Raw genomic sequence first — 11546 nt, 5'->3', positions numbered from 1 at the left:
CGTGTCAGAAGTCGTCTTCGACCTGGCCGTCCTTGACCTTGAACTCGCGGTTCTGCAGGTAGGCGTTGCGGATGAAGGTGTACTTGTCGCCGGAAATCAGCTTCTCGGACCTGAGCAGGTCGGCGCGGGTGTCGACCACGTCCACGGCGCGGAGGCTGTTGCGCACGGACACGTCGTCGATGTACGGGTACATGCCGGTATAGGCGTCCGGGATCTTCGACGGCGCGTCGCGCAGGGTGCTCGGGCCCAGCAGCGGCAGCATCACGTAAGGGCCGCTGCCCACGCCCCAGTAGCCGAGGGTCTGGCCGAAGTCCTCGTCGTTGCGCTGCAGGCCCATGCGGGTGGCCACGTCGATAAAGCCGGCCAGGCCGAAGGTGGTGTTGAACAGCAGGCGGCTGGTGTCGACGCCGGCGTGCTCGAGCTTGCCTTGCAGCAGGTCGTTGGCCAGGTTGCGCACGTCGCCGATGTTGCTGAAGAAGTTGTGGATGCCGTCCTGCACGAAATTCGGCGTCACCTTCTGGTAGCCCTGCGCCAGGGGCTTGAGCGCATAGGTGTCGAGGGTGTCGTTGAACACGAAGATCGGGCGGTTGACGCTCTCCCAGGGGTCGTCCTCGCTCGCGGCCTGGGCCAGGAAGGGGAGCATGACCAGGCTGGCTCCGGCCAGCAGGCGAGCGGTGCGCTGCATCCAGTTGACGCCGTGTGGGCGCATCGGGTTTCTCCTTTGAAAGTCTCATGAGGCCGCCGCCGCGGCCTCGAACCGCTGCGCAGTATATAGTTCCAAGTTCGATTTGCAGACATCGGATTGTTTCTAACGCCTTCGCGCCCGGCGCGCGGCCGGAAGCGCCGCCCTCCCCTCACGATAGCCAAGAGCCAGCTTTTGTGCCGATGCGACGCTCTTGCCGACTGCCTCGGAAGGCTCTTCGTAGGAGCGAGCTTGCTCGCGAACGGTGTTTGCCAGGGACTGCGGCGCTGGGCCAGCACCCAAAGCTCCCTGGAAATCCGTAGGGTGCATAACGCCTATGGCGTTATCCGCCGTTTGACCTTGGTTACCGGCCCGCTCGGTGTCGAGCCTGGCGCTGGTCGCGCATTCCCCCGGACCGACCGAGGCAGGGTCGATGAGAAAGGTGAGGCGGCGGATAACCGCGAACGGTTATTCGCCCTACGCTACTGGAAGCACCGGCGTAGGAGCGGACTTTGTCCGCAATTGGGTTCACCGGCCACGCCGGACACCCCGGTGGCACGAACGGCCCCCTCTCCCTCCGGGAGAGGGCTGGGGTGAGGGCGCTCTTGAGCCCAGCCCCCAAAGCTCCCTGGAAATCCGTAGGGCGCATAACGCCTACGGCGTTATCCGCCGTTTGACCTTGGCTACCGGCCCGCTCGGTGTCGAGCCTGGCGCTGGTCACGCATTCCCCCGGACCGACCGAGGCAGGGTCGATGAGAAAGGTGAGGCGGCGGATAACCGCGAACGGTTATTCGCCCTACGCTACTGGAAGCCCGAATCGCGGACAGAGTCCGCTCCTACGGTTACAGGGAGGCACGGGCGTTCGAGGAACAGCCCCGGCTCGCCCGGCAGCTTCGCGGCCAGGCCGCCATGGCGGGCTCTCCAGCGAAAGGCGCGCCATTATAAAGGCAGCGGGATAAAGGCAGCGGGCCCGCGCGCAGGCCGGCTTCACCGGATCGTCACAATGCGCGTCTAGTCTGGCCTAGACCATTGTCCAGACACCCTGCCATGCCCGCCTCGACTGCCGCCGACCTGCCCCGCTTCACCTCCCTGCTCTTCGGACTCGCCGGCGATCTGGTGGACTTCGGCGCCCGCACCCTGCCCCGCGCGCTGCAGCAGAGCTGCCCGGACTGCCCGCAGGAGCGCCTCGCCGAGGCCGCCACCCTGGCCCCGCAGCAGGCCCTGGGCCACGTGCTCGGCCGCCTGCCCAGCGCAGAGGATGTCGTGCGCTTCCGCAAACGCCTGGCCGAAGCCGCCGACGCCCATGCCGAACCCATCGCCGAAGCCCTGCCCGCCCTGCACCAGCTGAACCGCCAGGGCGTGCCCTGCGCCTGGCTGGAGGAACTGCCGGAGCCGGCCAGCGAACGCCTGGCCGCCGCCCTCGACGGCGCCCTGGACAGCGGCATCGCCCACGCCGGGCGGCCCTGGCCGGCGCCGGACGCCTGCTGGCGCGCGCTGATGGAGCTGGGCACCCCGCAACTGGACGGCTGCGTGCTGGTGAGCAGCCAGCCGCGGCTGCTCCAGGCCGGCCTCAATGCCGGGCTGTGGACCATCGGCCTGGCCGCCAGCGGCCCGCTGTGCGGCCTGTCGATGCGCGACTGGGAGGCGCTGGACGGCCCCCAACGCGACCTGCGCCGCGCCCAGGCGACCTTCGGCCTGTACCGCCTGGGTGTGCACTCGGTCATCGACCACCTGGGCGAGCTGGATTCCTGCCTGCTGGACATCGCCAGCCGCCGCGCCAAAGGAGAAAAGCCATGAACCGCGCCCGCCACGCCTTCCTCGACGAGCTGGCCGAACGCTTCGCCAGCCACGGCGCCGAGCCCTACGGCGAATCGGTGAGCCAGGCCGAGCACGCCCTGCAATGCGCCACCCTGGCCGAGCGCGCCGGCTGCTCCGACGCCCTGGTGATCGCCGCGCTGCTGCACGACATCGGCCACCTCTACGAGAACCCCGACGAGATCGAGGCCCGCGACCTGCGCCACGAGGAAGTCGGCGCCAACCTGCTGCGCGAGCTGCTGCCCGAATCGGTGTGGCAACCGGTCCGTCTGCACGTGGCCGCCAAGCGCTACCTGTGCGCGGTGGACGCGGCCTATCACGCCGGCCTGTCGCCCGCCTCGCGGCACAGCCTGGCGCTGCAGGGCGGGCCCTTCGACGAGCGCGGCGCCAGCGCCTTCCTCAGCGCCCCCTACGCCCAGGACGCCATCACCCTGCGGCGCCTGGACGACCTGGGCAAGGACCCGGCCATGCGCACCCCGGAGCTCGCGCACTTCTTCCCGCTGCTGGAACGCCTGCTGCGCATTGACGGGCATCAGACACGGTTGCGTTCGGCGGGTTAAGCTGTGTGGCATGGAGATGGATTTTTCGCCGCCGCGCGGCGGTCCATCCTGGGTAGCCACCGCAGAAGGAAACCACCATGCCGACACGTCAACTGCGTGAAGAACTGCAGCGACTGCGCGACCAGCTGGAACAGCAGCCGCCGCTGAGCGAAGAGCAGCGCGGGGAGCTGGAGACGCTGATAGAAGACATCGAACTGCAACTGGCCAACGAGGAAGCCCTCGCCGACGACAGCCTGCTGGATGGCGTCAACCTGGCGGTGGAGCGCTTCGAGGTCAGCCACCCGACCCTCGCCGGCACCCTGCGCTCGATCATGCAGAGCCTGGCCAACATGGGCATCTGAACCCTTCCCCCGGCGGCCCGCCCCTCTTGGCGCGGGCCGCATCGTCTTTACCAGAGCGGCAATGTGTAACTAATGATGACGCGGGTTTCGTCCACGTCGTTGCCGAAGTCGCTGCGGAAACTGCCGTTGCGCACCTTCAGGCCCAGGTTCTTCAGCGCCCCGCTCTGCACCACGTAGCCGATGTCGGTGTCGCGTTCCCATTCCTTGCCGTTGCCCTGGCCATCGAGCAAATCGATGTTGTCGCCGCGCAGGTAGCGCGTCATGAAGGTCAGCCCGGGCAGGCCGACGGCTGCGAAATCGAAGTCGTAGCGCAGCTGCCAGGAACGCTCGTCCTTGTTGGCGAAGTCGCCGATCTGCACGAAGTTGGTCAGGTACGGGTCGCTGCCGGCCAGGTAGGCGTAGCCGGTGTCGCCGGACATGCGCTGGTAGCCCAGGCCGAAGCCATGGCCGCCCAGGCGGTAGGTGAACAGGGCGTTGAGCGCGCGGTTGTCGACGTTGCTGCCGCCCTCGTCGGTGGAGCGCGCCCAGCGGATGTCGGACTTCAGCGACTGGTCCCTGGCGATCGGCAGGACGTGCACCAGGCCCAGGTAGTGCTGGCGGTAGAAGTCCTCCAGGTTGCCGTAGTGGTAGCTGGTGCTCAGGTTATCGCTCCAGCGGTAGCTGCCGCCGGCCAGGTTGAAGCGGTCGCTGGTGCTGTGCCGCCCGGGCTGGATGTTGCGCTTGTTGCCGCGGGTGATGCTCAGGTCCTCGGCGTTGGTGGAGTCGCGCTGCTTCACCTGGCGCAGCTGGCCGAGCTGCACGGCCAGGCCGTCGATCTCGTTGATTTCCGCCAGGCCGCCCTGGAAGGTCTGCGGGTGCAGGCGGGTGTCGTTGTACTGCACCACCGGCAGCTTGGGCGTCAGGGTGCCGATCTTCAGCGTGCTGTTGGCGGCACGCAGCTTGGCGGTCAGGCCCAGGTCGGAATAGTCGTCGGCGGCGCGGCGGTCGCTGGCCGAATACGGCAGCAGGCCGGAGCCGGAGCGGTCCGGGCTGGAGTCGAGCTTGAGCCCGAGCAGGCCCAGGGCGTCCAGGCCCACGCCGATGCTGCCCTCGGTGTAGCCGGACTCGTAGCGCAGCAGGAAGCCCTGGGCCCACTCCTCCGAGTAGGACTGGCTGGCGCCGGCCTGGCGGTAGTCGCGGTTGAAGTAGAAGTTGCGCAGTTCCAGGCTGGCCTTGCTGTCGCCGATGAAGTCGGCCTGGGCGCAGAACGGCAGGCAGGCGGCGACCGAGGCCAGCGCCCGTGCGGGAAGATTTTTCATTGTTGTTGTCTCTTCGTTCGGTGAGGTGAGGCGGCGCCCTCCTGCGGCGCCGCGTGGGGGATGGCGGTCAGTCGGCGAGCATGCCCTCCAGGCGCTGGCGCACCAGGGTGCGGGCCTGTTCGACGATGCCACGCAGCAGCTCGGCGCAACTTGGCTCGTCATCGATCAGGCCCTGGACCATGCCGGCCGACCAGATGCCCAGGTCGGTGTCGCCCTGCTCGTAGACGCTGCGTCCGCGTTGGCCGCTGACCAGCGCGGCGATGTCGGCGTAGGTGGCGCCGCCGCGCGCCTCGATCGCCCGCACTTCCTGGCTCACCGCGTTGCGCGCCACCCGCGCGGTGTTGCGCAGGCTGCGCATGATCAGGTCGGTGGAACGCTCGTCGGCGGCGCGGATGGCCGCCTTCACCTGCGGGTGGATCGGGCATTCGCGGGTGCTGAGGAAGCGCGTGCCCATGTTGATCGCGTCCGCCCCCAGCGCCAGCGCCGCCACCAGCCCGCGGCCGTCGGCGAAACCGCCGGAGGCGATGATCGGCACCCGCAGGCGGTTGGCCGCGACCGGGATCAGCACCAGCCCGGGGATGTCGTCCTCGCCGGGGTGGCCGGCGCACTCGAAGCCGTCGATGGACACCGCATCCACGCCCAGTTGCTCGGCCTTGAGCGCATGGCGCAGCGAGGTGCACTTGTGGATCACCTTGACGCCATGCCGGCGCAGCTCGGCGATGTGCTCGCCGGGGTTGTTGCCGGCGGTCTCGACCACGCCGATGCCGGCCTCGATGATCGCCGCGCGGTACTCGGCATAGGGCACCGGCTTCTGCGTCGGCAGCAGCGTCAGGTTGACGCCGAAGGGCTTGTCGGTCAGCTCGCGGCAGCGCGCGATCTCCCCGGCCAGCGCTTCCGGGCTCGGCTGCGTCAGCGCCGACAGCGTCGCCAGGCCGCCGGCGTTGGCCACCGCCGCGGCCAGCTCGGCGCGCCCCACCCACTGCATGCCGCCCTGCATGATCGGGTGCTCGACGCCGAAGGTCTCGGTGAAACGGGTGTTGAAGATGCCCATGACGCCTCCGTGGTCAGACCGGGTCCCAGGAGAACACGTCCGGGCTGCGCGCCAGGTCCATGAAGCTGCCGCGCAGCGCCGGCATGCCGTGCTCGGCGATGCTCTGCGGCGTCCAGCCGTGCTCGCTGTGCACGCTGCGCAGCGGGCGGCTCTGGCTCATCAGGAACAGCTCGTGGTTGCGCGCGGCGAACACCTGGCCGTTGACCTCGCGGGCGGCGTCGGAGGCCAGGTACACGGCCAGCGGCGCGTTCTTGTCGGGGGTCATGCGCTGCAGCTTCTCCACCCGCGCCTTCTGTTCCGGGGTATCGGCCGGGATGGAGTCGGTCATGCGGCTCCAGGCGAAGGGCGCGATGCAGTTGGAACGCACGTTGTAGCGCTGCATGTCGAGGGCGATCGACTTGGACAGCGCGACTATGCCCAGCTTGGCCGCCGAGTAGTTGGCCTGGCCGAAGTTGCCGATCAGCCCCGAGGTGCTGGTCATGTGCACGAAGGCGCCGCTGCCCTGTTCGCGGAAGCGCTCGGCGGCGGCGCGACTGACGAAGAAGCTGCCGTTGAGGTGCACGTTGATCACCGACAGCCAGTCCTCGGCGCTCATCTTGTGGAAGATGGCGTCGCGCAGGATGCCGGCGTTGTTCACCACTATGTCCAGCCGGCCGAAGGCGTCCAGGGCGCTGGCGACGATGCGCCGGGCGCTGTCCCAGTCCGACACGCTGTCGGTGTTGATCGCCCCCTCGCCGCCGCGCTGGCGGATCAGCCCGAGGGTTTCCTCGGCCGGCGAGGCCGAGCCGCCCTCGCCACCCAGCGACACGCCGATGTCGTTGATCAGCACCTTCGCCCCGCTGTCGGCCAGGGCCAGGGCGATCTCGCGGCCGATGCCGCCACCGGCGCCGGTGACGATCGCTACCTTGCCTTCGTTCAGTCGTTCGGTCATCGCTCTTTCCTCTCGTATGGATTCAGGTGCGGCCTTCAACCCGGCAGACCGAGCAGGCTCTTGGCCAGGATGTTGCGCTGGATTTCGTTGGTGCCGCCGTAGATGGTGGTGGGCCGCGACTGGATGAAGATGCCCGCCGGGTGCAGCTCGGGGTCGTCGGCCAGGGGCTGCAGCAGGGCCGAGTCGGGACCGGCGATCTCCAGGCCCAGCTCGCTGATGCGCTGGTACAGCTCGGACTGGTGGACCTTCAGCATCGACACCTCCGGCCCCAGGTTCTCGCCGCGCCGCAGGCGCTCGGCGAAGTGCTCGTACAGCGCCTTGTGGCAGTCCAGGTCCATGCTCAGCGCGGCGAAGCGCTGGGCGAACGCCGGGTCGTCCCACAGGCCCTGGCGCCGGGCCAGGCGCGCCAGGCGCTCGAAGGCGAAGGTGGCCTGCTTGGGCGAACCGAGGAAGATGCGCTCGAAGCCCAGCAGCGCCTTGGCCATGCTCCAGCCCTGGTTGACCTCGCCCACCAGGTGCTCGGCCGGCACCCGCACGTCATTGAAGAACACCTCGCAGAACTCGCCCTGCAGCTCCAGGTTGAGGATCGGCCGCACCTCGACGCCGGGGCTGTCCATCGGCACCAGCAGGAAGCTGATGCCCTGCTGCGGCTTGCCGCCGCGCTCGGTGCGCGCCAGCACGAAGATCCAGTTGGCCTCGCTGCCCATGGTGGTCCAGGTCTTCTGGCCGTTGATCACCCACTGGCCCTCGCGCAGTACCGCCTCGGTGCGCAGGCTGGCCAGGTCGGAGCCGGCGTTGGGCTCGCTGTAGCCCTGGCACCAGATGTCCTCGCCGCTGAGGATGCGCGGCAGGAAGCGCTCGCGCTGGGCGTCGCTGCCGTAGCGGATCAGCAGCGGGCCGAGCATGGTGATGCCGCTGTCGGGCAGGCGCGCGCAGCCGTAGCCTTCCATCTCCTCGATCATGATCAGCTGCTTGCCCGCGGAAAGGCCCATGCCGCCGTAGCGCACCGGCCAGCCGGGGCACAGCCAGCCCTGGCGCGACAGCGCCTGGTACCACTCCCAGGTGTCGTCGCGGCCCAGGCGGTGGGCCGGGTTGCGGATGCGTTGCGGGTAGTTGGCGGCGATCCACTCGCGCACCCTCAGGCGGAACTCGCCATCGCCCATGGCGTTGTAGTCGGTCATTTCAGTGCCCTCGGCTCATTGTCCGGTGAATGCGGGGATGCGCTTGGCCAGGAAGGCCGCCTTGCCTTCGGCATGGTCGGCGCTGAGGAACAACTGGCTCTGCAGCTCGCCCTCGCGCTCCAGCAGCAGGTCGAGGCCGTCGGCGAGCAGGGCCTTGGTCATGGCCAGCGGCAACGGCGCCTGCTGCTCGACCAGGGCGGCGCGGGCCATGGCCGCGTCCAGCGCCGCGCCGGGCGCGCAAAGCTGGTCCACCAGGCCGATGCGCAGCGCCTCTTCGGCTTCCACCACCTGGCCGAACATCAGCACCTGTCGCGCACGGCCCACGCCGATGCGCGCCGGCAGGGTATGCAGCAGGCCGAGGTCGGCGAGCAGGCCGACCTTGCCGAAGCCGGCGGCGAAGCGCGCCGTGCCGCCGCACACCAGGCTGTCGCAGGCCAGCGCCACGGACAGCCCGGCGCCCACCGCCCAGCCTTCGATGGCGGCGATCAGCGGCTTGCCCATGCGCACCATCTGCCGCACCAGGGCGGCGTTGTCGTGCATGCGCGCGCGGCCGGCGCCGAGCCCGGCGACGTTCATGTCGCTGAGGTCGCCGCCGGCGCAGAACACCTCCGCGCTGCCGGTGATCACCACGCTGCGCACCTGCGCGTCGGCGTCGGCCTCGCGCAGGGCCTGCAGCAGTTCCTGGCGCAGCGCCGGGGCCAGCGCGTTGCGCCGCGCCGGGTTGTTGAAGCGCAGCAGGCGCACGCTGCCGTGCGTCTCTTGCAGCAGCATCTCGCTCATCAGGCCACCTCGCGTTGCAGCAGCGCGATGTAGCGCGCCTTGTGGAAGGCCAGCGAACCCTGGGCGTTGAGCAGCACCATGGCGCGGCGGAGGAACAGGCCGATGTCGGCCTCGTCGGTGAAGCCGATGCCGCCGTGCAGCTGGATCGCCTGGCGGGTGACCAGCAGCGCGGCCTCGGCGGCGCGCACCTTGGCGGTGGACACCAGGCGCCGGACCTCGGCCAGCGGCGCCCGGGCGTCGATGGCGTCGGCGGCCCGGGCGATCACGGCGCGCGCCAGTTCGATCTGGATCTTCAGGTCGACCATGCGGTGCTGCAGGGCCTGGAAGCTGCCGATGGCGCGGCCGAACTGGCTGCGCACGCCGAGGTAGTCGCGGGTGCGCTCGAAGGCGGCGTCCATCAGCCCCACCAGATAGGCGGCGCAGGCCAGCGCGGCTTCGTCCAGCGCGGCGGGCGGTGCCGCCAGCACGCGTGCCGGCGTGGCGTCGAAACGCAGGCGCGCCAGGTGGCCGCCGTCCTGGGTCGGTTCCTGGCTCAGGCGCAATCCTTCGGCGCCGCGCTCCACCAGCGCCAGGCCGCTGTCGCAGGCCACCAGCCAGGCGTCGGCGGCGGCGCCCAGGGCGACATGGCCGACCTCGCCATGCAGCTTGCCGTCGCGCAGTTGCGGCAGCGTGGCGCCTTCGTCGTAGGCGATGCCTGCCGGCAACACCAGCTTTTCACCGGCCAGCAGCGCTTCGCGCTCCGCATCCGGCAGCAGCGGCGCCACCAGGCTCGCTTCGATCAGCGGTTCCGGCAGCAGGCCGCGCCCCAGTTCTTCCAGCAGCGCGGCGTATTCGGCCATGCCCAGGCCGCTGCCGCCCTGCGCTTCGTCCAGGCGCAGGCCCGGCCAGCCCATGGCGCAGACTTCGGCCCAGGCTGCGCGGTCCACGCCCGGCTCGCTGAAGCGCAGGTGGCGCACCCTGCCCAGGTCGCCATCGGGCGGAACCAGGGAGGCGGCGCTGTCACGGATCATGCGCAAGCGCTCCTCGCGCTCGCGGGCCAGTTCGGCGGTGTCGGTCATGTCGTCGTACTCGTGTCGGTGGAACGGCTCCCGGCCCCGGCGGGCCGGTACTTGAAGCTGCCCGAGGCGCTGGCGACCAGTTCGCCGTCCTCGTTGTGGATCTCGGCTGTGCAGAAGCACAGGTTGCGCGTGCGCCGCAGCACCCGGCCGACGGCGTTGAGCTCGCCGCGGGCGGTGCCCATGAAGTGCGTGGCCATGTCGATGGTGACCATCGAGCAGCCCGGCGAGCAGATGCGGATGGCCCCGGCCATGGCGGCGTCGAGCACGGTCATCAGCACCCCGCCGTGGAAGTGGCCGAGGTAGTTCATCAGCTCCGCGCGGTGCTGCAGGCGGATGCGCGCCAGCTCGCCCTCGGCCCAGCGTTCCAGGCCGATGAACTCCTGGAAGGTGAAGCGGCCGGTGGGAAACACCGTCGCGGGCTCGGCCAGGCTGGCCGCCATGGGTGAATCGTTCATCGCAAGGGGCTCCGTCATGGGCTCAGGCCTTCACCGGCCGCGGCTCGGTGGCATCGGCGCGCGCCGGGGCGACCGGCTCAACGCTGGCATCGGCGTCGCTCGCCGCGCGGTTCGGGTCGTACAGGCGGTCGGGGATGAACAGCGCCGGGATCAGGCCGGTGATCACGTAGGTGATGCCCATCACCAGGAAGCCGGCGCCGATGGAGATGTGCGAGGCCAAGAGGCCGATGGCCGCCGGCGCCACCGCCGCGCCGACGCGGCCGAGGTTGTAGGCGGTGCCCACCGCGGCGCCGCGCACCCGGGTGGAGAAGCTCTCGGTCATGTAGGTGGCCAGCACGCCCACCGGCACGCCGTAGATGAAGCCGAACAGGGTGAGGATCCAGACGATGTTCTCCGGCGTATGCCAGAACACGATCAGCGGCATGAAGATGGCGCTGCCGATGGCGCCGGCGGCGAAGGTGGCGCGGCGGCCGAAGTAGTCCGAGGCGACCCCGGCGGCCACCTTGCCGAGGATCATCGCGGTGTAGGTGCCGACCATGTAGCCGGTCATGGACTTGAAGTTCATGCCCAGCTCGCTTTCCAGGTACGAGGGCATCCAGTTGTTGGTGCCGTAGTAGCCGAACAGCAGGAAGCACGAGGTCAGCGTCCACAGCAGGAACATGCGCCGCGTGCCCGCATCGGCCAGCAGGCCCTGTACGCCACCGCCGGCGGCGGGCGCGGCACGCACGCCGGCCGGCTGCTGGCGGCGCTGGGCGCGGGCCGCCAGCCACGACGGCGACTCCGGCACCCAGGGGCGCAGCGCCAGGCAGATCAGCGCCGGCGCCAGGGCGGTGAAGAACAGCGTGCGCCAGCCGAATTCGGGGATGATCTGCCCGGCGAGGATGGTCGCCACCAGGTAGCCCACGGTCCAGCCGGCCTGCATGGTCGCCAGGATGGTGGTGCGGTACTTGGTGGTAACGAACTCGGACATCAGGATGTTGCAGGCGACGAACAGCGAACCCAGGCCCAGCGAGGACAGAAAGCGGATCAGGGCGAACTGCCAGTAGTTGTGGGTGAGCCCCAGCAGCGCGGTGCCAACCGAGAAGATCACGATGGTCCAGGTCACCACCCGCACCCGGCCGAAGCGGTCGCAGCACCAGCCGCCGTAGATGCCGCCGATGGCCATGCCGGCCAGGGTGATGCTGCCCAGCGAGCCGGCCTCGAAGTTGCTCAGGCCGAACTCGGCCTTGAGGCTGTTCAGGCTGTAGGCGAGGAACATCAGGTCGACGCCGTCGGCGAGCAGCCCGAGGAAGCAGAAGAAGAAGGCGATGACCAGGGTCCGCCGGGGGAACCCGGCGTCCTGGGGAGGACTCATGGATGCGCTCATTGTTCTTGTTCTCGCAGGTTGGTTGAGG

The 11546-nt window shown here is 69.6% G+C and carries 12 protein-coding genes; 3 read left to right on the top strand and 9 right to left on the bottom strand.

Annotated features, from left to right (window positions below; translation table 11 throughout):
• Positions 1–4 precede the first annotated feature (4 nt).
• Entirely contained in the window at positions 5–709 is a 705-nt protein-coding gene (locus IG194_RS25310; protein WP_043266912.1) for a VacJ family lipoprotein, read from the bottom strand.
• Between the two features lie 1020 nt (positions 710–1729).
• Between IG194_RS25310 and IG194_RS25305 the strand changes: the two genes are divergently transcribed.
• From IG194_RS25305 to IG194_RS25295, 3 genes are all read left to right on the top strand, one after another.
• Complete coding sequence (locus tag IG194_RS25305) at positions 1730–2479, top strand: phosphatase (protein WP_058489093.1); 750 nt, start codon at positions 1730–1732, stop codon at positions 2477–2479.
• Positions 2476–3057 carry a phosphonate degradation HD-domain oxygenase gene (locus IG194_RS25300; protein ID WP_058071318.1) on the top strand — a complete coding sequence of 194 codons (582 nt, stop codon included), beginning with the start codon at positions 2476–2478 and terminating at the stop codon, positions 3055–3057. The genes IG194_RS25305 and IG194_RS25300 overlap by 4 nt, the downstream gene beginning before the upstream one ends.
• A gap of 77 nt (positions 3058–3134) precedes the next feature.
• Positions 3135–3398, top strand: a complete 264-nt coding sequence (locus tag IG194_RS25295; RefSeq protein WP_009619150.1) for a DUF4404 family protein — start codon at positions 3135–3137, stop codon at positions 3396–3398.
• 47 nt (positions 3399–3445) lie between these two features.
• Here the strand turns inward: IG194_RS25295 and IG194_RS25290 are convergent, their stop codons facing one another.
• The 8 genes from IG194_RS25290 to IG194_RS25255 form a co-directional block, all read right to left on the bottom strand.
• Positions 3446–4696 carry an OprD family porin gene (locus IG194_RS25290; protein WP_058489092.1) on the bottom strand — a complete coding sequence of 417 codons (1251 nt, stop codon included), beginning with the start codon at positions 4694–4696 and terminating at the stop codon, positions 3446–3448.
• A gap of 67 nt (positions 4697–4763) precedes the next feature.
• The gene (locus tag IG194_RS25285) at positions 4764–5747 is read right to left on the bottom strand and encodes an NADH:ubiquinone reductase (protein ID WP_058489091.1); all 984 of its coding nucleotides are present in this window, start codon (positions 5745–5747) and stop codon (positions 4764–4766) included.
• Positions 5748–5760: 13 nt separating this feature from the next.
• The gene (locus tag IG194_RS25280; protein WP_058071321.1) at positions 5761–6678 is read right to left on the bottom strand and encodes an SDR family NAD(P)-dependent oxidoreductase; all 918 of its coding nucleotides are present in this window, start codon (positions 6676–6678) and stop codon (positions 5761–5763) included.
• Between the two features lie 35 nt (positions 6679–6713).
• Positions 6714–7859 carry an acyl-CoA dehydrogenase family protein gene (locus IG194_RS25275; RefSeq protein WP_058489090.1) on the bottom strand — a complete coding sequence of 382 codons (1146 nt, stop codon included), beginning with the start codon at positions 7857–7859 and terminating at the stop codon, positions 6714–6716.
• A 15-nt stretch (positions 7860–7874) separates the two neighbouring features.
• On the bottom strand, positions 7875–8630 hold the full coding sequence (locus IG194_RS25270) for an enoyl-CoA hydratase/isomerase family protein (RefSeq protein ID WP_141679788.1): 756 nt from the start codon (positions 8628–8630) through the stop codon (positions 7875–7877).
• Positions 8631–8638: 8 nt separating this feature from the next.
• Entirely contained in the window at positions 8639–9697 is a 1059-nt protein-coding gene (locus tag IG194_RS25265; protein ID WP_058489088.1) for an acyl-CoA dehydrogenase family protein, read from the bottom strand.
• Positions 9694–10137: a PaaI family thioesterase gene (locus tag IG194_RS25260; protein ID WP_058489087.1), complete on the bottom strand. Its 444-nt coding sequence runs from the start codon at positions 10135–10137 to the stop codon at positions 9694–9696. Before IG194_RS25260 ends, IG194_RS25265 begins: the two co-directional genes overlap by 4 nt.
• 37 nt (positions 10138–10174) lie before the next feature.
• Complete coding sequence (locus IG194_RS25255) at positions 10175–11518, bottom strand: MFS transporter (RefSeq protein ID WP_058489086.1); 1344 nt, start codon at positions 11516–11518, stop codon at positions 10175–10177.
• Positions 11519–11546 lie beyond the last annotated feature (28 nt).

Source organism: Pseudomonas sp. ADPe, assembly GCF_014843515.1.
In the GTDB taxonomy this organism is placed as follows: Bacteria; Pseudomonadota; Gammaproteobacteria; order Pseudomonadales; family Pseudomonadaceae; genus Pseudomonas; species Pseudomonas citronellolis.
Note: the sequence above shows the minus strand (reverse complement) of the source record. Positions and strands in the feature narration are given on the sequence as shown.